18 protein-coding genes are annotated in these 25,225 nt (G+C 70.0%); 6 read left to right on the top strand and 12 right to left on the bottom strand.

What is annotated here, in order from left to right:
- Nucleotides 1-38: 38 nt before the first annotated feature.
- Genes H284_RS0105420 through rfbB form a run of 3 tightly spaced genes read right to left on the bottom strand, consistent with a single transcriptional unit; the run spans nt 39 to nt 3,021 of the window.
- Nucleotides 39-1,187 carry a glycosyltransferase family 4 protein gene (locus H284_RS0105420; RefSeq protein WP_020075437.1) on the bottom strand — a complete coding sequence of 383 codons (1,149 nt, stop codon included), beginning with the start codon at nt 1,185-1,187 and terminating at the stop codon, nt 39-41.
- On the bottom strand, nt 1,184-2,032 hold the full coding sequence (gene rfbD, locus H284_RS0105415) for a dTDP-4-dehydrorhamnose reductase (protein WP_020075436.1): 849 nt from the start codon (nt 2,030-2,032) through the stop codon (nt 1,184-1,186). Before rfbD ends, H284_RS0105420 begins: the two co-directional genes overlap by 4 nt.
- Nucleotides 2,032-3,021 (bottom strand): dTDP-glucose 4,6-dehydratase, encoded by a 990-nt coding sequence (gene rfbB / locus H284_RS0105410; protein ID WP_020075435.1) that lies wholly within the window; start codon nt 3,019-3,021, stop codon nt 2,032-2,034. The genes rfbD and rfbB overlap by 1 nt, the downstream gene beginning before the upstream one ends.
- A 106-nt stretch (nt 3,022-3,127) precedes the next feature.
- On the opposite strand from rfbB, the gene H284_RS0105405 reads away from it, so the two are divergent.
- The 3 genes from H284_RS0105405 to rfbA are packed head-to-tail and all read left to right on the top strand — an operon-like array spanning nt 3,128 to nt 7,679.
- Nucleotides 3,128-6,211, top strand: a complete 3,084-nt coding sequence (locus H284_RS0105405) for a rhamnosyltransferase WsaF family glycosyltransferase (RefSeq protein WP_020075434.1) — start codon at nt 3,128-3,130, stop codon at nt 6,209-6,211.
- The gene (locus tag H284_RS0105400; RefSeq protein ID WP_020075433.1) at nt 6,183-6,806 is read left to right on the top strand and encodes a dTDP-4-dehydrorhamnose 3,5-epimerase family protein; all 624 of its coding nucleotides are present in this window, start codon (nt 6,183-6,185) and stop codon (nt 6,804-6,806) included. The genes H284_RS0105405 and H284_RS0105400 overlap by 29 nt, the downstream gene beginning before the upstream one ends.
- A gap of 3 nt (nt 6,807-6,809) precedes the next feature.
- Entirely contained in the window at nt 6,810-7,679 is an 870-nt protein-coding gene (gene rfbA / locus H284_RS0105395) for a glucose-1-phosphate thymidylyltransferase RfbA (RefSeq protein ID WP_020075432.1), read from the top strand.
- 30 nt (nt 7,680-7,709) lie between these two features.
- Here rfbA and H284_RS0105390 read toward each other — a convergent pair whose 3' ends face one another.
- The 8 genes from H284_RS0105390 to H284_RS0105355 form a co-directional block, all read right to left on the bottom strand.
- A complete protein-coding gene (locus H284_RS0105390; protein ID WP_020075431.1) occupies nt 7,710-9,083 on the bottom strand; it encodes a glycosyltransferase family 4 protein in 1,374 nt (457 codons plus the stop codon).
- A gap of 16 nt (nt 9,084-9,099) precedes the next feature.
- Entirely contained in the window at nt 9,100-9,957 is an 858-nt protein-coding gene (locus tag H284_RS0105385) for a glycosyltransferase family 2 protein (RefSeq protein WP_020075430.1), read from the bottom strand.
- Nucleotides 9,958-9,971: 14 nt separating this feature from the next.
- Entirely contained in the window at nt 9,972-11,210 is a 1,239-nt protein-coding gene (locus H284_RS0105380) for an ABC transporter ATP-binding protein (RefSeq protein ID WP_020075429.1), read from the bottom strand.
- Between the two features lie 10 nt (nt 11,211-11,220).
- On the bottom strand, nt 11,221-12,123 hold the full coding sequence (locus H284_RS0105375; RefSeq protein ID WP_020075428.1) for an ABC transporter permease: 903 nt from the start codon (nt 12,121-12,123) through the stop codon (nt 11,221-11,223).
- A 94-nt stretch (nt 12,124-12,217) separates the two neighbouring features.
- Nucleotides 12,218-13,339 (bottom strand): glycosyltransferase family 2 protein, encoded by a 1,122-nt coding sequence (locus tag H284_RS0105370; RefSeq protein WP_231371080.1) that lies wholly within the window; start codon nt 13,337-13,339, stop codon nt 12,218-12,220.
- Nucleotides 13,340-13,347: 8 nt separating this feature from the next.
- Nucleotides 13,348-15,384, bottom strand: a complete 2,037-nt coding sequence (locus tag H284_RS0105365) for a glycoside hydrolase family 99-like domain-containing protein (RefSeq protein ID WP_020075426.1) — start codon at nt 15,382-15,384, stop codon at nt 13,348-13,350.
- Nucleotides 15,385-15,404: 20 nt separating this feature from the next.
- Nucleotides 15,405-16,229 (bottom strand): rhamnan synthesis F family protein, encoded by an 825-nt coding sequence (locus tag H284_RS0105360; protein WP_020075425.1) that lies wholly within the window; start codon nt 16,227-16,229, stop codon nt 15,405-15,407.
- A 3-nt stretch (nt 16,230-16,232) separates the two neighbouring features.
- A complete protein-coding gene (locus H284_RS0105355; protein ID WP_020075424.1) occupies nt 16,233-16,469 on the bottom strand; it encodes a hypothetical protein in 237 nt (78 codons plus the stop codon).
- Nucleotides 16,470-16,701: 232 nt separating this feature from the next.
- Here H284_RS0105355 and H284_RS0105350 point away from each other — a divergent pair, with 232 nt between their 5' ends.
- The 3 genes from H284_RS0105350 (at nt 16,702) to H284_RS0105340 (ending at nt 22,220) form a co-directional block, all read left to right on the top strand.
- Nucleotides 16,702-18,699 (top strand): LasA N-terminal domain-containing protein, encoded by a 1,998-nt coding sequence (locus tag H284_RS0105350; protein ID WP_020075423.1) that lies wholly within the window; start codon nt 16,702-16,704, stop codon nt 18,697-18,699.
- Nucleotides 18,700-18,771: 72 nt separating this feature from the next.
- The gene (locus H284_RS0105345) at nt 18,772-21,249 is read left to right on the top strand and encodes a glycosyltransferase (protein WP_020075422.1); all 2,478 of its coding nucleotides are present in this window, start codon (nt 18,772-18,774) and stop codon (nt 21,247-21,249) included.
- Complete coding sequence (locus tag H284_RS0105340; RefSeq protein WP_020075421.1) at nt 21,246-22,220, top strand: glycosyltransferase family 2 protein; 975 nt, start codon at nt 21,246-21,248, stop codon at nt 22,218-22,220. The genes H284_RS0105345 and H284_RS0105340 overlap by 4 nt, the downstream gene beginning before the upstream one ends.
- 1,405 nt (nt 22,221-23,625) lie before the next feature.
- Here H284_RS0105340 and H284_RS0105330 read toward each other — a convergent pair.
- Nucleotides 23,626-25,173, bottom strand: a complete 1,548-nt coding sequence (locus H284_RS0105330; protein WP_231371079.1) for a DUF2142 domain-containing protein — start codon at nt 25,171-25,173, stop codon at nt 23,626-23,628.
- Nucleotides 25,174-25,225 lie beyond the last annotated feature (52 nt).

The raw sequence follows: 25,225 nt of genomic DNA, 5'->3' as shown, positions 1-25,225 counted from the left end.
GGGGAGGTGCGACGGAGTGGTCGGAGCGAGGTCGTCGCTCAGAGGTCGGCGTGCAGCTGCCAGACGCGTTCTGCCGAATCCCGCCAGCTGAACGCGCGAGCGCGATCCGAGGCTAGCACGCGCAGTCGGGCGCTCAACTCGGCGTCTGACAGCACACGGCCGATCGCGGCTGCGAGACGCTCGGCATAGGGCTCGTCGTCCTCACCCGGTGCCGGACGCTCGACGACGACACTCGCACCCGCGGCGACCTCGACGAGGGCGGCGTCGTCCGAGTGGATGACGGGCAGACCGAACTTGAACGCCTCGACGATCGGGAGGCCGAACCCTTCGGCGACGCTCGGGTACACGAACAGGGTGGCGCGGTCGAGGGCGACGGCAAGGTCTCCGTCGTCGAGACGGCCAAGCGGCCGCACGCGGTCCTCCGGAAGCCCGGCGGCTGCGGCGACCCCGGTCGCGGAGCGCTCGCCGACGCGGTCACGGCCGGCGATCAGCAGGGGGATGCGCTGTGCCTCGGGTCGGGCGATGGCGCGGATCAGGGGAGCGATCCCTTTTCGCGGCTCGACCGTCCCCAGTGTGAACGCGTAGCGCTCGGGGAGGCCGAGGCGCTCCGCGCGCTCGTCGGCGTCCGGCGGCAGGCGCAGAGCGGTCGCGGGAGCCCCGCCGATGACGCGGATGCGATCGCCGAAGTCGAGGAAGTCGCCGAGCCGGTCGGCGACGGCGTGGGTCGGAACGACGATCGCGTCCGCGTGCTTCCTGGCTCGTTTCGCCATCGTCTTGGTCCAGATCGTCGCGGCGGAGCCGAGCGATTCGGGATGCGTCCACGCCAGGGTGTCGTGGATGGTGACCGCGATCTGCTGCGGGGTGTCCAGCTGCACGTGCTTCCGCAGCGGCGCGAGGAGGGTCGGAGCGTGCAGCATCCCGGGTGGGCCGCCCACCGAGAGGCCCGACTGCCAGGCCAGGGCCAGCTCCCGCCGGGCGAGAGGCAGGCGCGTGACCGCTGCGACGCCCGGCAGGCGGTCGCGGACCGCCTGCACCTGCTCGTCGCTCACGTTCGAGATGACGGCCTCGACGACGCAGTCGCGCGGCGCCGTGGCGATCAGCTGACGGGTCAGCTCCTCCGTGTACCGGCGCGCGCCGCCGGGCTCGTCTCCGACGAGCTCGTCGACGATCACACGGAGAGTGGTCATTCCGCGAAGAGGCCTTCCGCCGTCGCCGCGGCGAGGGCGTCCTCCCACGGCCGAAGGGGAGCGAGGCCGGCGCGGACCCAGCCGTCGTGGCCGAGCACCGAGTACGAGGGGCGCGGAGCCGGCCGGACGAAGGTCGAGCTGTCGGTGGGCTTCACGCGCTCCGGGTCGAGTCCGGCCTGCGCGAAGACCGCACGGGCGAACCCGTACCAGCTCGTCTGGCCCGAGTTCGTGCCGTGGTACACCCCGGCCGGGGCGTCGCTGTCGAGGAGCGCGACGATCTGCGCGGCGAGGTCGCCGGTCCACGTCGGCTGGCCGAGCTGGTCGTCGACCACGCTGACGGTCTCGTGGCTGCCCGCGAGCTTCACCATCGTCTTGGCGAAGTTCGGGCCGCCGGCCCCGTAGAGCCAGGCGGTGCGCACGACGAACGTGCCGTCGGGATGCGCCGCGAGTGCGAGCTCCTCGCCCGCGGCCTTCGTGCGGCCGTAGGCGTTGATCGGGTCGCGCGGGGTGTCCTCGGCGTACGGCTCCGTCGCGTGGCCGTCGAAGACGTAGTCGGTCGAGACCGTGACGAACCGTGCGCCGTTGCGTTCGGCGGCGACCGCCAGGTTCTCGGTGCCCAGCGCGTTGATGGCGTAGGCGTCGTCCTCGTGCGTCTCGGCGTCGTCCACCTTGGTGTAGGCGGAGGCGTTGACGATCACGTCGTGGCCGGCGGCGGCCGCCAGCACGGCGTCGCGGTCGGTGACATCGAGGTCGGCACGGGACAGCGCCGTGACGTCACGACCGGCCAGAGCCTTCTGCAGGTCCTGGCCGAGCATCCCGGCCGCGCCGGCGATGAGGATGCGCATCAGTTGTCGAGCGCGGCGCGGGCCTTCAGCGGCTCCCACCACGCGCGGTTGTCGCGGTACCACTGCACCACGTCGGCGAGACCCTGCTGGAACGGCACAAGCGGCTCGTAGCCGAGCTCGGACTGGATCTTGGAGATGTCGACCGAGTAGCGGAGATCGTGGCCGAGCCGGTCGGCGACGCGGTCGACGTACGACCAGTCCTTGCCGGTGGCGTCGAGCAGCAGCTGGGTGAGCTCCTTGTTGGTGAGCTCGGTGCCGCCGCCGATGTTGTAGATCTCGCCCGCGCGGCCGTTCACGAGCACCATCGCGATGCCGCGGGTGTGGTCGTCGACGTGCAGCCAGTCGCGGATGTTGTTGCCCTCGCCGTAGAGCGGGACGTGCTTGTCGTCGATCAGGTTCGTGACGAACAGCGGGATGACCTTCTCGGGGAAGTGGTACGGCCCGTAGTTGTTCGAGCAGCGCGTGATCGAGAGGTTCAGCCCGTGCGTGCGGAAGTAGCTGCGCGCGAGCAGGTCGCTCCCGGCCTTCGACGCCGAGTACGGCGAGTTGGGCTCGAGCGGGCGGTCCTCCGCCCACGAGCCCTCGGCGATCGAGCCGTAGACCTCGTCGGTCGAGACGTGCACGAAGCGCTTGAGGTTGTTGCGCAGCGCCGCGTCGAGCAGCTGCTGGGTGCCGAGCACGTTGGTCTCGACGAAGATGGAGGCGTCGCGCACCGAGCGGTCGACGTGCGACTCCGCCGCGAAGTGGACCACCGCATCCACCGTGGGGAACAGCTCGTCGAGCAGGCCGCCGTCGCGGATGTCGCCCTTCACGAAGGTGTAGCGGGGCGAGTCGGCCACCGACGCCAGGTTGGCGAGGTTGCCGGAGTACGTGAGCGCGTCGAGCACGACCACCTCGGCGCCCTCCAGGCCCGGGTAGGCATCCTGCAGGGTGCGACGGACGAAGTTGGAGCCGATGAAACCGGCGCCGCCGGTGACGAGAATCTTCATGGGGATGTTGGGTGCCTTCTCCTACGATGGTCGCGAGCAATCCTAGCGAAAGTGTTCCCGGGCCACCTGAGACTCTGCAGCGCACCCCACGACGACTTGGAGACCGATGACCCGCCGCGTCGACCTGATGGACATGCTCGCGCTCTCGCGCGACTTCCTGCGCGACCCCGCGAAGCGGCAGGCGCTGCGGGCCGCGGCCGCCGCGTACGACGCGCAGCGGGGCGCTCAGGACGCGCCGGAGCCCGCCGGCATCGTCGAGGAGACGCCGGCCGCGCCCGCCCGCCCGTCGTCGCCGTATCGCGGGCTGACGCCGTTCTCGGAGTCGTTCCTGCACTGCACCATCGCCGACGCCGACGCCGCGCTCGACCTGGTGCTGCCCGAGCTGCATCCCGACGGCATCTTCGCCGGGGTGAAGACGGCGCTCGAGTTCGCCGCCGGCCTCGCCCGGCGTCTCGGCCTGCCGGTCCGGATCGTGCTGCTCAAACCGACGGACCAGGCAGACGCGATCCGCGCGCGCCTCGACGCGTTCGGGATCGGCGACGCCGCCATCGTGTCGGGCGACGAGATCGACTCCGCAACGTTCTCGCGGTCCGACCTCTGGGTCGCGACGCACTGGTGGACCGCGCACGCCCTGGATGTCGCCGCGCGCACGGGCCGGATCGCCGCGTCCGACGTCGTGTACCTCATCCAGGACTACGAGCCGGGGTTCGTGGGCTGGTCGACGGACTCCGCGGTGGCCGAGTCGACCTACCGGGCCGGGTTCACTCCCGTGGTGAACTCGACGCCGGTCGCCGCCTACCTCGCCCGCAGCGGAGCGCCCGAGGTGGATCCGGACTTCGTGTTCGCGCCCTCCTTCGACCTCGACGCCCTGCGGGAGACGGCCGAGGCGCGTCGCCGGGCGGACACCGTGCGCATCTTCTTCTACGGCCGCACCGCGCGCCCGCGCAACATGTACGGGCTCGGAATCGCGGCCCTGCGGTACGCCTCCCGTCGGCTGGCCGCCGAGGGCATCCCGGCGTCGTTCGTCATGGCCGGTGAGGACGGCCCCGATGTCGACCTCGACGGCGCCGTACTGGTCAACCGCGGCGTGCTGACGCGCGACGACTACTTCGCCCTGCTCTCGGAGGTGGATGTCGGCCTGAGCCTGCAGGCCAGCCCGCACCCGAGCCACCCGCCGTTCGACCTGGCGATCTCGGGGGCCGTGTCCGTCACCAACGACGTGGACGGGGCGCGCGGCGGCCTCCACGAGCGGCTCCGTGCGGTCGAGGCGCGACCGGACGTGCTCGGGGAGGCGCTTGTGACCGCCGCCCTGCAGGCGCTCGCCGAGGAACCGGGGGAGTGGGCGGCGCCCGCAGCACTCGGCCGTCCCTTCGCCGAGGTCGTCGACGCTGTCGCCGCGGCGCTCGGCGACCGCCTCGGGCGGAGCGCTCAGGCCGTCGAGGTCGAGGCACCGGTGCCCGCGAGCGAGTCCGTCCCGTACCGGCCCGCCGCCGGTGCCGACGATCGCACCGCCGGGTCGACCACCGTGACCGTCGACCCGAGCCGGGGATCCGGCGACTCGTGGGCGTCGGAGGCCAACCGCCTGCTCTCCACGGTCTCCACGCGCCACGCGCTCCTTCTCGACCCCGCCGTCCGGCTGGACGACGACGCGGCCGCGGAACTGCTGCGCGTTGCGGTCTCGACCGGCGCCGCGTTCGTCCAGCCCGTGATCGTACGGGAGTCGGGGACCGTCGTCGACGCCGGAGCGGTCTTCGCCTCACGCGGCGCCCCGCCGCTCCGGCTGTTCGAGGGGCACCTCCCCGCCGACCTGCCCGCGGCCGAATCACTGCCCGCGCGGGTGGTCGTCTCTCCTGCGGTGCTCGTCGACCTCGCCGTGTTCGACGGGTTCGCGCCCGGAGCCCCGGCCGACGTCGCGCTCGCCCGGGCCAGCGTCGGGAGCGGCGCCGTCGTCGCCCTGCGCGCCCGCGCCGAGATCGCCGACGCCGACAGCCGTCGGCTGGCCGCATCGCCCTCCAGCCGTTCGGCCTGGAGCGGGGTGCCGAGCGAGAGCCTGGTCGAGCCGACGCCGTCGGCGGTCTACGGGCATGCCGGCCTCGCCCTCGTCGGACTGGCGGGCGATCCGGTGCCCGACCTGCGCCGCCGCATCGTGCGCAACGACTTCGACGACGTGGCGCGCCGCGCCCGGCCGATCCTGGTGCGCGAGGCCGAGCAGGGGACGGCCTACGAATCCCGTGCGCTCCGCTGGTCGATCCGCAGCGGCGCACCGCTCGGTCCGGAAGGGCGCGTCTGGGGAGACACCTACTTCGCGGAGGACCTCGCCGCGGCCCTGCGCGAGCGTGGGCAGCAGGTCGTCATCGACACCCGGGAGTCGATGGTGCGGCCGGACTCCGACCACCTCGACGACGTGTCGATCGCGCTGCGCGGGCTCTACCGCCTGCCGACCAATCCGGCGGCCGTCAACATCCTCTGGGTCATCAGCCACCCCGAGCTCGTGACGCTCGACGAGATCGAGAGCTACGACCTGGTCTTCGCCGCCGGGCCGCGCTGGGCGGAGCGGATGGATGCGCTGTCGGCGGTCCCCGTGCGCCCTCTGCTGCAGGCCACTTCACCTGCGCGCTTCAGCCCGGAGCGGTCGGACCCCGCGCTGGCCTCCGACGTGCTCTTCGTCGGGAAGACGCGCAACGTGTTCCGCCCGGTCGTCCGCGACGCCGTCGAGGCGGGCGCCGACCTGGCGGTCTACGGCGACGGCTGGGAGCGGTTCATCGACCCGTCGCACATCCGGGCCGAGTTCCTGGACAACGACCGGGCGTCCGCCGCATACGCCAGCGCACGGATCGTGCTCAACGACCACTGGCACGACATGGCGGCGGAGGGATTCCTCTCCAACCGGCTGTTCGACGCGGTCGCCAGTGGGGCGCGCGTCGTGACCGATCCGATCGACGGCCTCGAGATCTTCGGGGGCGCCGCCCGCGCATACACCTCGGTGGACGAGCTGCGCGGGCTGATCGGCTCGGACGCCGGCTGGCCCGACCAGGAGGCGATGGTCGGCATCGTCGAGAGCATCCGGCAGCGGCACTCCTTCGGTGCCCGCGCGGACGTCCTGATCGAGGCCGCCCGCGAGACGGCGCGGGTGCTCAGGAGGCCCTTGCTAGACTCCTCGGGTGCAAATCCGCGAGCTCTCCATCCCTGACGCCTACGAAGTGACGCCGCAGCAGCATGCGGACGACCGCGGCGTCTTCTTCGAGTGGTACCGCTTCGATCGGCTGGAGGAGGCGGTCGGGCACCCCCTGAACCTGCGCCAGGCCAACAGCTCGGTCTCCAAGCGCGGTTCGGTGCGCGGCATCCACTTCGCGGACATCCCGCCGAGCCAGGCGAAGTACGTCACCGCCCCCAAGGGCGCGGTCCTCGACTTCGTCATCGACATCCGCGTCGGGTCTCCGACGTTCGGCAAATGGGACAGCGTCCTGCTCGACGATGTCGACCGCCGCGCGATCTACGTGGCCGAGGGCCTCGGGCACTGCTTCGTCGCACTCACGGAGAGCGCGACCGTCAGCTACCTCGTCACCGACACCTACAACCCGACCCGCGAGCACGGCATCAACCCGCTCGACGCGGACATCGCCCTGCGCTTCCCGGACGAGGCGGGCGAGCCCCTGCTCTCTCCGAAGGACACCGACGCCCCCGGCCTGCACGAGGCCGCCGAGGCGGGGCTCCTCCCGACGTGGGAGGCCGCACGCGCCTTCTACGCGTCACTCGACCAGGCAGCGAACCAGGGAGGAAAGTAACCCATGCGCGGAATCATCCTCGCCGGCGGATCCGGCACGCGGCTCTGGCCGATCACCAAGGGCATCTCGAAGCAGCTGATGCCGATCTACGACAAGCCGATGATCTACTACCCGCTGTCGACGCTGATGATGGCGGGCATCCGCGAGATCCTCATCATCACGACGCCGGAGTACAACGAGCAGTTCCAGGCACTGCTCGGCGACGGGTCGTCGCTCGGCATCCGGCTCGAGTACGCGGTCCAGCCGTCGCCGGACGGCCTTGCGCAGGCCTTCATCATCGGCGAGGAGTTCATCGGCGACGAATCCGTCGCGCTGGTGCTCGGCGACAACATCTTCCACGGCGCCGGCCTCGGCTCGTCGCTGCGCAACCACAACGACATCGACGGCGCGCTGATCTTCGCGTACCACGTGAGCAACCCGAGGGCATACGGAGTCGTCGAGTTCGACGACAGCTTCACCGCGCTCTCCATCGAGGAGAAGCCGACCTCGCCGAAGAGCAACTACGCGGTGCCCGGCCTCTACTTCTACGACAACTCGGTGGTCGAGATCGCCAAGACGATCACCCCGAGTGCGCGCGGTGAGCTGGAGATCTCGACCGTCAACGAGCGCTACCTCAACGCCTCGAAGCTGCAGGTGCAGGTGCTCGACCGTGGCACGGCGTGGCTCGACACCGGCACATTCGAGTCGATGATGCAGGCGTCCGAGTACGTGCGCGTGATCGAGGACCGCCAGGGCTTCAAGGTCGGCTGCATCGAGGAGATCGCCTGGCGTGCCGGGTGGATCGACGACGAGCAGCTCGCCGAGCTGGCCAAGCCGCTCGTGAAGAGCGGCTACGGCACGTACATCATGGCGCTGCTCGCCGCGGAGTCCTGAGCCTGCTCAGGCGGTAACGGCCCTACCGGCCTATTCGGGCCGTTCGGGCGCCCGCCCACGGAGGCGCGCGACCCACTCGCCGGCCAGGCGCAGGGGAGCGGTGACCCGCCACGAGGAGCTCGCCTCCATGCCCGCGATGCGCTTCCGCAGGTCGGCGGTGATCTGGTTGCGCTGCGAGATGACACCGCGGACGCGGTCCGCCGCCGGGTAGGGCGCCCGCACGTAGCGCACCAGCGGTTCCAGGGTGGTCGACCAGTGCATCCGGCCGGCGAACGCCCGGACGTTCTCGCGGATCCGCTCACGCTCCGCGTCGTCGAACAGCACCTCGCCGAGCGCGGCCTCCAGCGCCTCCACGTCCTGCGGCGGCACGACGCGTCCCAGCCCGTTGTCGCGGATGAGCGGCGCGAAGGTGTCCCCGTCGGTGGCGACGACAGGCAGGCCCGCCCACCAGTAATCGAGCACCCGGGTGCGGAAGCTGTAGGCCGTCTCGATGTGCTCGAGGTGGGTGCTCACGCCGAGGTCGGCATCGAGCAGGAAGTCGGCGCGCTGGTCGTAGGGCACCCAGGTCTCGTTGAAGAAGACCACGGAGTCGGTCAGGCCCAGCTCGTCGGAGAGCCGGCGCGCTGCGCGCTCCATCTCCATCTGCGGCACGTCCGGGTTGGGGTGCTTCACACCGAGGAAGAACAGCCGCACCTCGGGGTGCTCCTTCGCCAGCCGGCCGACCGCCGAGATCAGCGTGAGCGGGTCGAACCAGTTGTAGACGCCCCCGCCCCAGAGGATGACCTTGTCGTCCGCTCCGATGCCGTCGACGACGCCGCGGATGCCGTGGGCCTTCTGCACGGGCGGGGCGTCCTGGATGCCGAACGGGGCGACGTCCAGCAGGTTCCGGAGGGTGGGGTCGGCCGCGTAGGTGGCCGGGTTCACCCGGGTCATCGCCGCGAGCTGGCCGAGCCAGAAGTCGCGCTGCTTCTCAGAGGCGCAGACCATGAAGTCGGCGCGCTCGATCTGGTCGTTCATGACCTCGACGGAGTCGACGGAGGATGCGTAGTAGTCGGCCTCGGGGAGGTCGCGGCCCTGCTCCAGCCACTCGAGGTGCACGGGGTCGTAGATGTCCGCGACGATCAGCACGTCCATGGCCTTCAGCCAGGTGTGCGTGCGGAGGATGTGGCCTTGGATGATCACGACGTCCGCCCATTCCGCGTGGGGCTTCAGGGCGTCCTGTCCGGCGTGGACGATGGTGAACTCGGGCGAGGTGACCGTAGCGCCGACCGTTGAGGCGAGCCGTACCTCTCCGACGGCGCTGAGCGCCTGGGCGACGTGCCACGCCCGGATGGCCGGACCCGCCATCCGCTCGCCGATCGTGTCCGGTGTCACGATGAGGATGCGTTTCGCGCGATTCTCCATCAGTCGGTCGTTCCTCTCATCGGGTGACCCACCACTGCCGGACGCGCAGGCCGACCCACAGGACCACGCGGACGGGCAGCAGGTACCAGCCGGTGTATTTGCGCGACAGGTAGCGGTACGCGCTCTCGTGGTGAACGGCCTCCATGCGCCGGGAGGCGGTGCTCGTCGAATGGGCCCCGGTGTGCACGACGCTCGCGGTCGGCGCGTAGAGGTTGGCCCAAGCGGCCTTGCTGAGGCGGGCGCCCAGGTCGACGTCCTCGAAGTACATGAAGTACGAGGTGTCGAAGCCGCCGATCTGCTCGTAGGCGTCGCGGCGCACGACCAGGCAGGCGCCGGAGAGCCAGCCGACCGGGCGAACCGCGTCGCTCCCGTAGTCGACCCCGCGGTAGCGTCTCGTCCACGGGTTGCCGGGCCAGATGCGGCCGAAGATCGCGTGACCGACGCCTGTGCGGAGCGAGGGGAGGCTCCGGGCGGACGGGTACACGGTGCCATCGACGTTGAGGATGCGCGGCCCGGCGGAGCCCGCGGCCGGCCGTTCGCGCAGCACACGCACCAGCTCGTCCACCGATCCGGGGGAGAACTCGACGTCGGGATTGGCGATGACCAGGAACTCCGCGTCGGGCGATCCGTGCCGGACGCCCTCCTCGATCCCGCCGCCGTAGCCCAGGTTCTCGTCGAGGGCGAGGAACTCCGCGCCGAACTCGGCGCACGCCTCCCGCTCGACGGTCGTGTCGGCCGAGGCGTTGTCGACGACGACGATCTCGGCGGGCTCGGCGGTCGCGGTCCGTGCCGAGCGCAGGAATGCGCGCAGCACCTCGCCGGTGTTGTGGGTGACGGTGACGATCAGGACGGAGGGGGAGTCGGCTCCGGGCATCTCAGCGCAGGGCCTCAGTCGTCGACGATCGAGAAGGTCGGCTTGGCGTACAGCATCCCCACCGTCGACGGGTCCTGAGCGACATCGAAGCTCGTCGCCTGGGGGAGGTCGGCGAAGTGGCGGCCCGTCGGGTCCATCAGGGACACGTTGACGAAGTACTTGCCCGGGCCGAACTGCGGCCGCTGCAACCGCAGCTGCAGGGTCTGCGGACCACTCGACGCGGGCAGCTCCGTCCCGGCGCGCGGCGTCGAGGTCCCCAGAACGACCTGGCCCATGGCGTTGTCGATCTGGACGCCGCAGGTCCAGCCCTCGACGGGCTGGTAGTGGTCGATCTGCATCGTGATGAGGAGGTCGTCGTCGCGCTCCAGCGGGGAGCCCACGGTCTTGCCGTCCGGCTTCGCGGAGACGACGTTGATGCGGGCCTCGCGTTCCGGGGCCGTCAGACGGCCGTTGGCGTCGACCTCCGTCACGCGGCGCTCCTCGAGGATGTCGCGGAACTGGGACACCGCGTCACGCGGCTCCCCGTCGAACACGATCTCGCCCTGGTTGAGGAGGATGGCGCGGTCGGCCAGCTCGATCACCTGGCTGAGGGTGTGCGTCACCAGGATGATGGTGCGCCCCTCCTCCTGGAACGAGCGGATCTTGTCGAGGCACTTGCGCTGGAACGCCTCGTCGCCGACAGCGAGGACCTCGTCGACGAGCAGCAGGTCGGGGTCGGTGTGCACGGCGACGGCGAAGGCCAGACGCACGTACATGCCGGAGGAGTAGAACTTCACCTGCGTGTCGATGAAGTCGCCGATGCCCGAGAACGCCACGATGTCGTCGAACCGGGCCTCGGTCTCCGCGCGGCTCAGCCCCATGATCGAGGCGTTGAGATAGACGTTCTCGCGGCCTGTCAGGTCGGGGTGGAACCCGGCTCCCAGCTCCAGGAGTGCGGCGATGCGGCCGCGCCGGCTGACGGTGCCGCTCGTCGGGTCGACGATGCCGCCGATGACCTTGAGCAGCGTCGACTTGCCGGAGCCGTTGTGACCGATCAGGGCGACGGTGTGACCGGCGGTGATGGTCGCCGAGACGTTCCGCAGCGCCCAGAACTCCTCGCGGTGCTTCCGGCCGCGGCCGAAGGCGACGAGGCGCTCCTTGAGGGAGTTGTCCTTGCGCAGCACGAAGCGCTTGGAGACGTCGTCGATGACGACGATCTCCGGCGAGCTCTCCGCGGTGCGGGGCTCCGGGCGGGTGGTGAGTTTGTCCGTCATACCGTGCTTCCTAGAGAGCCTGCGCGAAGTTGCCCTGAAGGCGCTGGAAGACCCGCTGGAAGGACACCAGCAGCACCAGACCGATGACGAAGGCGATGCCGAGGCGCAGAGCGAGGCCGGCGGGATACTCCGCGGTCGCCTGGCCGCCCATCCAGAACGCCTTCTGGAAGCCGAGGACCGCCAGCGTGATCGGGTTGTCGGTGTAGATCTCGAGCGCGAGGCCCGGGCCGAGGATGCCCTTCACCATGCTCCACGAGTAGACGATCGGGGAGGCCCACAGCAGGAGGAGCAGCAGCACCTCGACGAGGTACTGGATGTCGCGCAGGTAGACGTTGAGGGCGGAGAGCAGCAGGGCGAAGGCCGTGCCGTAGACCAGCAGCACCAGCAGCGCCGGGAAGAAGTAGAAGAAGTCGGGCGACCACGGGAAGGAGCCGAGGATCGCTGTGAAGATCAGCAGGATCCCGAGCTGGATGGCGAAGTTGAACAGCGCGGATCCGACGCTCGCCAGCGGGAACACCTCGCGTGGGAGGTACACCTTCTTGATCAGTCCGGCGTTGCCCACGATCGACGCGGTGCCGCCTCCGATGATCTCGCTGAGGAGGCCGTAGGCCGTCAGGCCGGTGAAGACGTAGACCGCGAACTCGGGGATGCCGCGCTCGGCCGACAGGAACTTGCCGATGACGATGTAGTAGATGAACAGCTGCGTCAGCGGACGGATCAGGGTCCAGACGAACCCGAGGGCGCTGTCCTTGTAGCGGGACTTCAGGTCGCGGCGGACGAGCAGCGAGAGCATCTCGCGGTGCGAGAAGATCTCCTTCAACGCGGCGATCGACCGTCGGCCGGTGGGCGAGGCGGCTCCGACCGGCGCCAGTTTCTGGCGGGAGAGAGCCTCGAATCGCGCCTGGGCTGACATGCACTTCTTTTCGTCGGGGGCGGGGGACCTCGCAAGTATAGTCGGCCGCTCCCGGACCCGGCCGTGCGCCGCCTGAGTGCCCGGGACGGTGGAATCAGGCGTGGTCGCGGCGGCTGGAGCGCTGCCGGACGACCCGTGCGACCTTGGCCGAGAGCCGTTCGTCGGCCCGCTGCCGGGCCTCCGTCACCGCAGTGGAGAGCTCGGCGATGTGCGCGTTGAGGGCTCCGACCTGATCGCTCAGGTCGAAGATCATGTCGCGCTCGCGCACGCCCTGGCGCTCCAGCTCGCGGATGCGCAGCTCCATCGCACCGAGCTCCCGGCCGTAGGCGTACTCCTGCGCGTACGCTTGCTCGTCCACGAGCTCGTCGGCGACGGGCGATGGCCAGCGGTCCGCGATGCGTCGTTCCAGCCGGAAGGAGCCGTCGGCGAGCCCGCGCTCGAGCTCCTCGGCGGTCGGATTGCGCACCAGGTACGACGCCAGCAGAGTGCCGGCGCGAAGCCGGCGGTAGTCGCGCATCCCGTGATGGTTCGGACTCGGCGTGAGTTCCGGGTTGCTCTCGTACGCGCGGCCGGCGTTCTCGACCTTGTGCGCGAACTGCCGCCACGACCGCCACGGGAAGTGGAGCACCTCCACCGCGTAGGCGGGGTCGGGCTCGCCCGCGCTCTCGAGGTTGACGAAGTGGTTGCCCTGCGCGACCTCGATGTCGGGATCGCCGACGTGCACGGCGTCCGGCGTGGAGTGGGCGTGGAGGCCGACGGCGTTCAGCTGCTCGACCGTCCGCTCGTCGCGGTAGATCAGCCGCTGGAGACCGGTGCCGGCCAGCGCGGCCGGTCCGGTCATGTCCACGACCGGGACGGTGAACGCACGGAGCGCCGGATCGATGTGCTCGAACGCCTGCTTGAGCGTGAGCGCCGGGTCGCGGGTGACCCAGAACTCGTCGGCGTCGGCGTTGACGACCCAGTCCGCGCCGTACCGGGTGGCGGCGTCGCGCGCCATGCCCGTCACGACGGAGCTCTGCTGCTTGCGCTGCACGGGATCGTGGCGCAGGTCGATCAGGCCGCGCTCGGCGAACTCGCCGAGGATCTCCGCGGTGCCGTCGACGGAGCCGTTGTCCGTCACGATCAGGACGTCGACCCCTTGATCGAGATGGTGCTCGATCATCGGCCGGATGATGTCCGCCTCATCGCGGACCATCACCGTCATAGCGAGTTTCACGGGTTTCCTTACCTGAGGAGCGCATCCTTCACGGCGAGCAGGAACGTCCGGCCGAAGCGCTGCGACGGTTCGAGCACAGCAGACTCCGCCCACTCGTTCCATGCGTTCACAAAGACGATGCGATGTTCGGGTTCACGGTCGGCGACGGCGGAGATGGCCGAGTTCAACCAGCGCCGGAACGTGTACGGATTGGAACCATACCAGAGGTCGGGTCGCCACTGGCGGCGCGCCGTGTTGTCGAAATTGACCATCACGCCCGGGTACCGCTCCTCCTCGACGGGCTCGCGGAGGACGAGCTCCGAGGTGACCGCCATCTCGGGATAGCTGAGCACGTGCCCCTCGAAGCGCGGGTCGAAACGGTCGAGCTTCTCCAGGTCGACGGTGGTCCAGCGGCGGTTGTGCGGAGCGAACTCCAGGAAGGCGTCGATCCCGTAGTCCGAGAGGGCTCCGTCGATGCCGTCCATCTCGCGCCCGACGTCGACCGTCGCGATGTGGAGGCCGGGCAGGCCCTCCTCGACGGCGCGCTCCCGCCAGCGCTGCAGCGTCTTCGGGAAGTCGGGCAGCTGGGCGATCTTGTACACGGCCACCAGCGGCTTGCCATCGACGCGGATGTACCGCGGATCGAGGAGCAGATGCATGACGTCCTCGATGAACTGCTCCGCCGGCACCTGGTCGTAGTCCTGGGCGATGAGGATGCTGGACTCGCTGCCGTCCCACCGGCGCGACCAGTTCTCGTTGGCCCACATCAGGCAGAACGGCTGGTCCCCGTCGGCCGCGTGCAGCCGCTCCACCGGGAGGTCCATGAGCTTCTTCCCGGAGAACCAGTAGTAGTAGTACATGAAGCCCTCGATGCCGGCGGACCGGGCGAGGTCGTACTGCCGGTCTCGCACGCCCTCCACCGAGAGGTCGTAGAAGCCCAGTTCCGACGGGAGCAGCGGCTGGTTGTGCCCTTCGAAGACGGGGCGCGCCGCGGTGACGTTCGACCACTCGGTGAACCCCGGGCCCCACCACTGGTCGTTCTCGGGGAACGTGTGGAACTGCGGCAGGTAGAAGGGGATGACGCGGGCGCGCGGAGCGCGGTCGGCGTCCAGCTCGAAGTGCCGCCAGCTGTCGTCGGCGGGGGCATCGACGGTTCCGCGGCCGGCGATCCGGTAGCCCGCCTCGAGCGTCACCAGCCCGAGCGCTCGCTCGACCGCGTGTGCGGTCGTCCCGTCGACCTGACCGGCCTCGGGCTCGAAGTCCTCCGCATCCATGGCGAACGCGCGCAGCCCCTGGAGCAGGAAGCCGCGGATCCAGTACACCGAGCCGGAGGCGAAGCGGAGGTCGTGCTCGCTGACCGAGAGCTGGAGGCGGCGCATGAGTGCCCGCGTCCGCTCCAGGTCGCCGCCCCAGAACTCCGTGCCGACGATGTCCTCGTCCGCGGTGACGATCCCGATGCTCGGGTCCTCCGCGAAGGCGCCGAGCACGGTCTGCACGTTGTCGGCCGAGCCGAGCACGGTGCCGTAGAGAGAGGAACGCCAGTCGTCGCCCGTGCCGGACAACTCGGCGTGCTCCTCCCGCCAGGTGCTCTTCTTCGTATGCACCTTGAGGACGAGCTCGTACGGGTCGAGGAGTCCTGCGTTGACGACCTCGATCATCGGCAGGATGTCGCGGCCGTGATTCGCGACGGGCAGCACGGCGACGTGCCCGGCCAGCGGGACGTCCTCCAGGGGGAGGTCCAGCTCCTCGCCGCTCGCGTTGGTGACGATGAGGTCGAACGGCACAGGGATGTTCCGCAGCTGTTCGCACAGCTCGGGAACCAGATCCGTGTAGAAGACGTGCATCAGCACGCCGATGCGGGCGGGCGCCGCCGGGTACTCGTACCGGGAGGCCCAGGCGTCGGGCAGCGTCGGCCGCAGCTTCCCGGTGCGGCGGTCCACCCAGGCCGCGTGGTCCGCCGGGTGCGGCTGCGGCGGGATGACCGTCTCGCGCGGCGCGATGCCGCTCGCGGCGATCTGGAACGCTGCGCTGATGTTGCGGCGGATCTGCCGTCCTCTGGATGCCACGGGCGTTCCTTCCTGGCCGCTCACAGCCACTCGCCGACGTCGGCGCCGAACCGTTCGCGGATGATCTCGGGGGCCAGACGGGCGTCCGGCGTGACGGAGGGGTCGCGCACCAGTTCCCGCTTGACGAACGGGAATCCGAGCTCGACCAGTCGCCGCCACCCGGTGATGACCGGGTTGTCGGTGGGGGAGACGACGCGCTCCGAGTCGAACCACGCACGGGAGGTCAGACCTTCCGCTCGCAGGAGGCGGCTGAAGCCCAGCTCGTAGTCGCCGATGATGCTGGTCTTGTCGTCGAGGTGCTGGATGTTGCGCCAGAACTGCCGGATCGCCGGGTCGGCGAGCACGCCCCCGTGGAAGCCGAGCAGGTAGCTCTGCAGGTGCGGCACGATCTGCCGCGTGTTCGTGGCGCCCCAGACGTCGGCGCCGGTGCCCTCGAAGGAGTCGATCATGCCGTCCAGCGGTGCGAACGGGCCGAGCATGGAATCGTTCACGAGGATCACATTGCGGCGCTTCGCGACGGAGCGGAACCGGTCGAGGCCGACGGCCCAGGAACCGAAGTCGTAGCCGATGTTCGGCTTCCGCACCACGATCGTCGACTCGGGCAGGGCGGGCGGCCAGCGCAGGGGGGCGTGGTCGTCGGAGGCGCGCACCACGATGGACGGGTACCCGGCCTGGTCGAGCGCGCGGACGAGTTCGCTGAGCGAACGGCTCACCCGGGCGTCGGTGCCCCAGCTGGCGACGATCGCGATGCGGTCGCCGGCGGGCGGCCGGGCGGGTCCGCGCTCGACGGTGACATCGCGGCGGACGAGATCGAGGACGCGCTCGGAGGCGCGGTTTCCGGCCACCCGTCAGCCTCGGCGCGCGAGCATGCGGAGCGGCTTGGTGATGCGCCACGACATCGACGAGCGCATCGCGGTGACCTGCTTCCTATAGCGCTCCGCCTGCTCCTCGGCCGCCGTCACCTGACGCCGGAGGTCGTCGATCGTTGGCGCGTTGGACGCGAGCTCGGCGCGCAGCGCGCGGATCTCCCGCCGGGCGGCGGCCAGCTCGTCCTCCGTGGATGGACGGGAAGTGGTGGAAGCCATCGGAACCGTTCTCTCTGCCGTGCGTATGCCGCTGCCATCTTACGAGGGCAGCCTCCGTGGCCCTCAAAGAGGGGCAGTCAACGGAGCGCGACAACCCGCTCAAATGCTGGGAAAGCGCCGAGAGCTGACGTACTCTGGGGGCGGATGCGCCCGCCGACCCGGTGCATCCGGGCCGCCCGGCGCCGCGATAGTGCGCTGGGGAGCGCTCCCGCCGACCAGGGAACCCCCAACCATGAAGCGAGTCCTCTCCATCCTCGGGACGCTGCTGCTCGCCGTCGCCGTGCTCGTTCCGGTGACCCAGCTGCTGCCGGCTCCGTCGGCCGAGGCTGCGAGCGGAAGCGACTTCCAGCCGGGCTACATCATCAGCGATGAGAACTTCTACGATCCGGCCGCGATGACGACCGCCGAGATCCAGTCGTTCCTCAACTCCCGCGTGCCGAGCTGCCAGTCGGGATACACCTGTCTGAAGAGCTACACGCAGAGCACGTACAGCCGTGGCGCTGACCCGATGTGCCGGGCGTACAGCGGAGCATCGAACGAGTCGGCCGCCCAGATCATCTTCAAGGTCCAGCAGGCGTGCAGCATCAGCGCCAAGGCGATCCTGGTCACCCTCGAGAAGGAGCAGGGGCTCGTCTCCTCGACCGCTCCGACCGCATCCCGCTACCAGATCGCGATGGGCTACGCCTGCCCCGACACAGCGCCGTGCGACTCGGAGTACTTCGGCTTCTACAACCAGGTCTACAAGGCCGCGTGGCAGTTCAAGCGCTACGGAAACCCGGCGGGCACCAGCAACTTCTTCACCTGGATCCCCGTCGGCGGCGTCGCGAACATCCAGTACAGCCCGAACGCGGCCTGCGGCACCAAGGCGGTCCAGATCCAGAACGCCGCGACCGCGGCGCTCTACTACTACACGCCGTACACGCCCAATGCGGCAGCCCTCGCGAACCTCTACGGCACGGGCGACGGATGCTCGGCCTACGGAAACCGCAACTTCTTCCGCATGTACACCGACTGGTTCGGCTCGACCACCGCGCCGCACTACGGCTCGTTCGACAGCGCGGTCGGCACCTACAAGGGCATCCAGATCAGCGGTTGGTCCTACGACCCGTCGACCACGGCATCCTCGTACATCTGGGTGAACGTCGACGGGCAGGGCGGCCCGTCGAAGGCCGACAAGCCGCTGAGCTGGTTCAACACCATGTTCCCCGGCTACGGCCCGAACCACGGCTTCTCGGAGCTGATCCAGGCGGCACCGGGCGATCACCAGATCTGCGTCTACAACGTCCGCGGGTCCGCGAACTCGCTCCTCGGCTGCAAGTACGTCACCGTGCCGTACGGCTCGGGCAGCCTGGACACGGCGACGGCGACCTGGGGCGGAGCACGCCTGACCGGTTGGGCCGTCGACTTCGCCACCACGGCGCCGGCCTACATCTGGGTGAACGTCGACGGGCAGGGCGGTCCGTACAAGGCGGGCAACCCGACCAACTGGCTGAACACCTACTACCCGGGCTCTGGCACCGCGCACGGCTTCGACGTGACAGTGCCCGCGTCGCCGGGCGCCCACAAGTTCGACGTCTACGGCGTCTACGGGACGCAGAACGTGCTCATCCGCAGTGTCACCCTTACGGTGCCTCGCGGCACCGGGTCGTTCGACTCGGCAGCAGCGGTGCCCGGAGGGGTGCAGATCAGTGGGTGGTCCGCGGACTACACGTCGCCGAGCCAGTCGTACCTGTGGGTCAACGTCGACGGCGCCGGCGGTCCGTACAAGACGAACAAGAGCCTGAGCTGGCTGCCCAACCTCCTCCCCGGAATCGGTACAGGCAACGGATTCGATCTCTTCCTGCCCGCGACCAAGGGCACGCACCAGGTCTGCGTCTACGGGGTCGGCGGCACACAGCTCCTCGGCTGCAAGACGGTCACGGTGACGCAGTCCGACTCCGGTTCGCTCGACGGCGTCGAAGCGGTGCCGGGCGGTCTCCGGGTGCACGGCTGGGCTGTCGACCTCACGCAGCGCAGCGTTCCGTCCTACGTCTGGATCGATGTGAGCGGCGCCGGGGCGGCCGCGAAGGCGAACCTGCCGCTGAGCTGGTTCAACAACCTGTATCCGGGCGCCGGGCCCTACCACGGGTTCGACGTGACGATCCCGCGGCCTCCGGGCACGTACTCGGTCTGTGTGCAGACGAGCACCGGGTTCACCCAGATGGGCTGCCGCTCCGTGACCGTCCGCTGACAGTCGCGGCGCAGCCGTCGCCGAGGGGCCGATTGCTAAGATCGGTTTCCGCAAGCGAACAGGAAGGCCTCTATGCCGAACCTCCGTCCCGGCGTCGTCTCCGTCGTTCTCGTGAACTTCCGCGGGACCGACGACACCCTCCAGGCGATCCGTCATCTGCGTGAGCAGGACTGGCCCGCCGAGCGTCTCGAGATCGTCGTCGTCGAGAACGGTTCGGGGGACGACAGCGCCGAGCGGCTGCGCGCGATCGAGGGGATCACCCTGATCGTCTCGAAGAAGAACCTCGGCTTCGCCGGCGGGTGCAACCTCGGCGTGCGGTCGTCCTCCGGCGACATCGTCGCGTTCCTCAACAACGACGCACGCCCGGATGCGCGATGGATCGCGGCCGCCGTCGAGCGCTTCGGCGAGAGCAGCGCGATCGGCGCCGTCGCCAGCAAGGTGCTCGACTGGGACGGCGAGCTGGTCGACTACATCGGCTCGGCGCTGACCTGGTTCGGTCAGGGCTACAAGCCGCTCACCGCCCAACCGGTGCCCTCCAGCGCCGACGAGCCCGCCGACGTGCTGTTCGGTACCGGGTCGGCGATGTTCGTCCGCCGCGACGTCTACGACGCGCTGGGCGGATTCGACGAGAGCTACTTCATGTTCTTCGAGGACGTCGACCTGGGCTGGCGGCTCAACCTGCGCGGCTGGCGCTACGTCTACGAGCCGCGTTCGCTCGCGTATCACAAGCACCACGCCTCCATGAGCAAATTCGGGGCGTTCAAGGAGACGTACCTGCTGGAGCGCAATGCGCTGTACACGCAGTACAAGAACCTCGGGGATGAGGCGCTCGCCGACGCGCTCCCCGCAACGCTCGCGCTGGCGGTCCGACGCGCGGTCGCCAAGGGCGACCTCGACTCCGCCTCCTTCGACCTCCGTCGGGGGATCGACGACGCACCGACGCAGGAGGTGTCGCGCGAGACCCTCGCCGGCGTCTTCGCGATCGACCAGTTCGTGGAGAACCTTCCGTCGCTGGCCGAGTCGCGGCGCGAGATCCAGGCCTCCCGGGTGGTCTCGGACGCTCGGCTGTGGTCGCTGTTCGGCGAGACGGACGCGCCGTCGTTCCAGAACGACCACTACCTCGAGGGTTACGACAAGCTCGCGACCGCGTTCGCCGTCACCGAGCCGCCGCAGGTGACCCGCGTGCTGATCATCACCGGCGACCCCATCGGGGAGAAGATGGCCGGTCCCGCCATCCGGGCCTGGCACATGGCCGAGGCGCTCTCCGCCGACAACGAGGTCACCCTGGTCTCGCTCGCCGGCGTCGAGCCGGTCTCCGCGCCGTTCCGCGTCACGCATGTCCGCCCCGGAGACGACCGCGCGATGAAGCCGTTCGAGCGCGAGGCCGACGTCATCGTCTTCCAGGGCCTGGCGATGGCGCTGTTCGACAGCATCCGCACCACCGACAAGATCATCGTCGCCGACATCTACGACCCCATGCACCTGGAGCAGCTGGAGCAGGGCCGCGAGCTCGGCGCGGCGCAGTGGAAGAAGCAGGTCGGCGACGCGACGGACGTCCTCAACGAGCAGCTCGAGCGCGGCGACTTCTTCCTGTGCGCGTCGGAGCGCCAGCGCCACTTCTACCTCGGCCAGCTGGCGGCCCTCGGCCGCATCAACCCGTCCGTCTACGAGACCGACCCCGACCTCGAGCGGCTCATCGACGTCGTCCCGTTCGGACTCTCCAGCACGCCGCCGCGGCACGAGCGCGAAGTGCTCAAGGGCGTCCGCCCGGGCATCGGCGTCGACGACAAGGTGCTGCTCTGGAGCGGCGGGCTCTACAACTGGTTCGATCCGACGTCCCTGATCCGGGCTGTCGCCGCACTGAACGAGACGCACCCCGACGTCCGGCTGTTCTTCCAGGGCACCAAGCACCCGCATCCCGGTGTCCCCGAGATGGGCATCGTCGCGGAGTCGCGGGCGCTCGCCCGCGAGCTCGGCGTGCTCGAGAGCGCGGTGTTCTTCAACGACTCGTGGGTCGACTACGCCGGCCGGCAGAACTATCTCACCGAGGCGGATGCGGGCGTCAGCACGCACTTCGCCCACATCGAGACGACCTTCTCATTCCGGACGCGCATCCTCGACTATCTCTGGGCCGAGCTGCCCATGGTGGTCACCGAGGGCGACCACTTCGCCGACCTCGTACGCGAGGAGAAGCTCGGCATCGTGGTCCCGTCCGGCGATGTCGCCGCCCTGCGCGATGCGCTCGAGAAGATCCTGTACGACGAGGCGTTCATCAAGGCCGCGAAGCGCAACATCCGTCGCGTGCGCGAGCGGTACTTCTGGGAGAACGTGCTGCGTCCGCTCACTGCGTTCGTCGCCGATGCGCGGCACGCGCCGGACCTCGTCGAGAGCGGTGCAGTGCGGTCGGCGCGACCGGTCGCCGGGCGCCCTGCGCGCCGCAAGAAGCACGGCATCCGCCACGACGTCGGGCTCTTCTTCCACTACCTGAGCAACGGCGGTCCGAAGGTCGTCGCGAAGAAGATCACCAGCCGGGTCAAGCGGTCGCTGTGACCGGGCCGTCGGTCTCGGTCGCGCTGTGCACGTACAACGGCGCGGCCTTCCTCGACACCCAGCTTCGGTCGATCCGGGCGCAGACGCGACCTGCGGCCGAGATCGTCGTCTCGGACGACGGTTCGGCCGACACGACGGTCGCCGTCGCGGAGACGGCGCTGGCCGGGTTCCCTGACGCCCGCATCCTCCGCAATGAGGTCGCCCTGGGCGTGGTCCGCAACTTCGAGCAGGCGGTCACGGCCACCCACGGAGACCTGATCGCGCTGAGCGACCAGGACGACGTGTGGATGCCCGACAAGCTCGAGCGGATGGCCGCGCGCTTCGCCGACGACCCGTCGCTCCTGTTCCTCCACACCGACGCGCGGCTGATCGACGGCGTGGGTCGGCCGGCGGGGACGACGCTCTTCGAATCGCTCGAGGTGTCGCGGGCCGACCGCGACGGCATCCATGCCGGGGATGCGTTCCGGATCTACCTGCGCCGCAACCTGGCCACGGGCGCGACGGTGGTCTTCCGGAGGGAGCTGCTGGAGGCGGCGCTCCCGTTCCCCGAGGAGTGGGTGCACGACGAGTGGCTGGCGATCATCGCGGCGGCACTCTCGGGCGCCGACCTGATCGAGGAGCCGCTGACCGACTACCGGCGCCACGGTTCGAACCAGATCGGTGTCGCCGACCCGACACTGCGCGGCAAGGCGGCGCGCGTCCTGCAGGCTCGCGGCGACCGCAACCGCGGCCTCGCGCGGCGCGCCCAGGTCCTCGTGACCCGGCTCGAAGCGCTGGGGGAGCGCATCCCGCAGGATGCGTTGGAGCTCGCCAGACGGAAGCGGGAGTTCGAGACCGCACGTGCGGCCATGCCCGCTGCGCGCGTCCTGCGTGCTCCGACCGTGCTGCGACTGGCCGCACGCGGCGATTATGCGCGGTTCGCGAGCCGTGGCAACGCGGACATCGTCCGCGACCTGCTGCAGCCCGCCTGAGCCCGTCGCGCGGAGTCGGCGAGACCTGCGCTGATACGATGTCCGGGCGGTCGATCGCCGCCGGCGCGGGAGGTCGAAACGCACCGCGCCCAGCTGGAGGGGAAGGGCGGAGCCTGTGCCTGGCTCACGGAGTGTCGTGTCGCGAGCGTTGAGTGTGCTCAGGGGAGTGATCGCTCCGATCCTGATCCTGATCGTGGCGAGCGCGGGCTTCGTCGCCTGGCAGAACTCTCACGCGCGGGCCCTGTCGCCCTACGACGAGTACGTCTACGTCGACTACCTGGCCAAGGTGCCGACCGAGGGTGTCGTCCGGAACGGTGAGGAGACCGGCGACGTCGCACGGCAGGCGCTGGCCTGCCTGGGCGTGCAGGAGTACACGATCGTCGTCCAGTCGTGCCGCGGCACCGACTTCGACAAGGACTCCCTTTACCCGTACGCGGGCCACACCGGCGCCGACATCTACACACCCGTCTATTTCGCCGTCACGTGGGCGCTGGCCCAGCCGTTCGTGTGGACCGGGATGGATCTCGTCCACGCCGGGCGACTGGTGGGGGCTTTCTGGCTCGCGCTCGGGACCGTGGGGGTCTGGCTCCTCATCCGGCTGCTCCGCGTCGACCCGCTCTACGGCCTGGTCGCCGGGCTCGTGGTGATCGCGACCCCCGCGGCGTACTGGTCGACCACGTACATCAGCACGGACGCGCCCTCGCTGGCCGTCGGCGCCTGGCTCGGCTGTCTCGGAGTGTGGGCGTGGCGACGCCGGCGGCCCGCGATCCTGCTGTTCCCGGTCGCCGCCATCGTCGCCGTGCTGCTCAAGGTCCAGAACCTGGCGGCGGTGGGCGCCGTCGGACTGGCACTGCTGGTGGGAGTGATCGTCGAGCGCTCGACCGCAGACCGCCCGCTGCGGAACAACCGTCTGGCCCGGATCCTCACCGACGGGCGCTCGCTCTCGGCGATCGCGGCGGTCATTCTCGCGCTGTGCGCGCAGGTCGGCTGGCTGGCGCTGCGAGCGGCTCTCACCCTGCCGTCGACCTCTCCCGGCGTCGACACCGTGCGACAGGAGCTGTCGCCGCGCGCCCTCGTCACGGAGGCGTTCCGGTTCCTCACGACGGTCGGCGGTCCGGTCAGCTTCTCCGGGGCGTTCGGGCTCGCCGTCTCCAGCGCACTCGTCGTGCTCACCATCGGATCGCTGGTCGGACTGATCGTCGGCTATCGGTTCTGGGGCGGACGCAACCTCGTGCTCGCTTCGTGCCTCCTCGCTGTGACCCTGCTCCTCGGCCCCGGGCTGGCGTTCTTCACCCGCGTGACGGTCGGCTACTACACCCCGCTCAGCGAGCGGTACGGGCTTTCGCTGCTGGCGCTGTTCATCGCGCTGATCGCCGTCTACCTGTCCGCCGCCCTCGGCCGGCGTTCACCGGACGGCTGGCGCGACGGCGACCTCCGCCTCCCGGCGAGGCCACGTCGCCACGGCGAGGAGCACGCCGGAGGCGGCGATCAGCACCGCGCTCAGGATCAGCCACAGCAGGTTCCCGCCGGGCGGTGACCACGGCGCATCTCCGAGAAGGAACAGCCGGAGGGTGCCGTTGCCGCCGACCGCGTAGCGGCGCAATGTGGCCTCGAACGCCCACCACTGCGCGCCGACGGCGAGGACGGACACGAGCAGGATGAGGCGCCGCATGGTCGTCGGGGCGACCAGCTCGACACGCGGGCCGAGGAACGCGGCGGCGCCCACGATGAGGCAGAGGAACAGCGGCAGGTTGTAACGGCCCTGCCAGATGAGGCCCCCGCCGTGGATGTAGGCAGCCTGCACGATTGCCGGCAGCAGCAGGAAGGCGGCGAGGAGGATGGCGAAGGCCAGAAGCCGCCGCCCGCGGAGGACGAGAAGCGCCGCGACGACCAAAGCGGCGATCCCCGCGCCGTAGAGATACACGACGACGTCCGGCGCCGGAGTGTCCAGCCAGCCGAAGAGGCCGACGAGGCCCTGACCGTAGCCCACTGTGCCGGTGAGGACGCGAAGGAAGCCGGTCAGCGGCGACGCGCCGACGCCCGGGAACTGGAGGGCCTCATCCGGCTTCACGATGGCGTTGGCCAGCGAGTTGGAGCCGAGGGTCCAGGCGAGCGCCCCGATGACGAAGAGCGCGGAGACCGCCATGGTCACGATCGTGGCCGGGCGGCGCAGGAGTGCGAGCAGGCGAGGCCCGGGGATAAGCGCGAGGGGGACGCCGAGGGCGACCACCAGCCACAGGGGCGAGAGTCCGCGAGCGTTCACCGCCACGGCGATTCCGGCGCCGACGACCCACAGGTTCGAGCGCAATCCGGCGGCGGTCCGATCGAACGCGATCGCGAGCATCGCCACGAAGACCGCGAGAGTCGCGGCCGCCTCCAGGCTGTTCGGGTTGACCGTGCCGCCGAGGAACAGCATCATCGGCGTGATCGCCAGGGCGTACGAGAGCATGGCGAGGCGCCGGTGCGGGAGCGTCGTGGTGACGGCGAAGGCGAGTGCCAGGAACAGCGCCGTCAGGAGGGCGCTGACCGCACGCATGGCGTAGATGCCGCCCGTGTCGTGGACGACGAGCGTCGGCCATCCGACGGCGAGGTAGTAGAGCGGGTTGTAGAGGCCGGCGCTGGTGGTCGACCGCGTGTCGGCGTCCGGGTCGGCGGGTTCCTGGATGCCGCAGTCGGCGTCGACCGCGGGGTGGAAGGCGAAGCACGTGACGGCCTGCGACCGGGCGATGTAGGCGGGAACGGTGACGACGTTCCCCACCGGGCTCGGGGTGCCGACCCATTCGCCGCGGACGACGCTGGCCGCTCGCACGATGTGGGCGGGCTCGTCGGGCGAACCGGAGATCGGGGTGGCGAAGCTCCAGCAGAGGCAGAGAAGGCTCAGGAGGGCCCACGACACAAGGAAGGCGCGTACCGGGAGGCGCGTCCGGGCGGCGGGTTCCTGTCGATCGGTCACGAGATCCGTCTCATCCGTGCCGCCGGCTCGTCGCTGGAGGACCGTCATGTCA

This window comes from Cryocola sp. 340MFSha3.1 (genome assembly GCF_000383315.1).
GTDB lineage: Bacteria > Actinomycetota > Actinomycetes > Actinomycetales > Microbacteriaceae > Leifsonia.
This window is presented reverse-complemented; position numbering and strand designations above follow the sequence as displayed.

Bases quoted from the DNA above. Each gene is read 5' to 3' on its own strand.
- H284_RS0105375 (WP_020075428.1), bottom strand. From the start codon at position 12,123: ATGTCAGCCCAGGCGCGATTCGAGGCTCTCTCCCGCCAGAAACTGGCG.
- rfbA (WP_020075432.1), top strand. From the start codon at position 6,810: ATGCGCGGAATCATCCTCGCCGGCGGATCCGGCACGCGGCTCTGGCCG.
- H284_RS0105380 (WP_020075429.1), bottom strand. From the start codon at position 11,210: ATGACGGACAAACTCACCACCCGCCCGGAGCCCCGCACCGCGGAGAGC.
- H284_RS0105350 (WP_020075423.1), top strand. From the start codon at position 16,702: ATGAAGCGAGTCCTCTCCATCCTCGGGACGCTGCTGCTCGCCGTCGCC.
- H284_RS0105345 (WP_020075422.1), top strand. From the start codon at position 18,772: ATGCCGAACCTCCGTCCCGGCGTCGTCTCCGTCGTTCTCGTGAACTTC.
- H284_RS0105420 (WP_020075437.1), bottom strand. From the start codon at position 1,187: ATGACCACTCTCCGTGTGATCGTCGACGAGCTCGTCGGAGACGAGCCC.
- H284_RS0105390 (WP_020075431.1), bottom strand. From the start codon at position 9,083: ATGGAGAATCGCGCGAAACGCATCCTCATCGTGACACCGGACACGATC.
- rfbD (WP_020075436.1), bottom strand. From the start codon at position 2,032: ATGCGCATCCTCATCGCCGGCGCGGCCGGGATGCTCGGCCAGGACCTG.
- rfbB (WP_020075435.1), bottom strand. From the start codon at position 3,021: ATGAAGATTCTCGTCACCGGCGGCGCCGGTTTCATCGGCTCCAACTTC.
- H284_RS0105385 (WP_020075430.1), bottom strand. From the start codon at position 9,957: ATGCCCGGAGCCGACTCCCCCTCCGTCCTGATCGTCACCGTCACCCAC.
- H284_RS0105355 (WP_020075424.1), bottom strand. From the start codon at position 16,469: ATGGCTTCCACCACTTCCCGTCCATCCACGGAGGACGAGCTGGCCGCC.
- H284_RS0105405 (WP_020075434.1), top strand. From the start codon at position 3,128: ATGACCCGCCGCGTCGACCTGATGGACATGCTCGCGCTCTCGCGCGAC.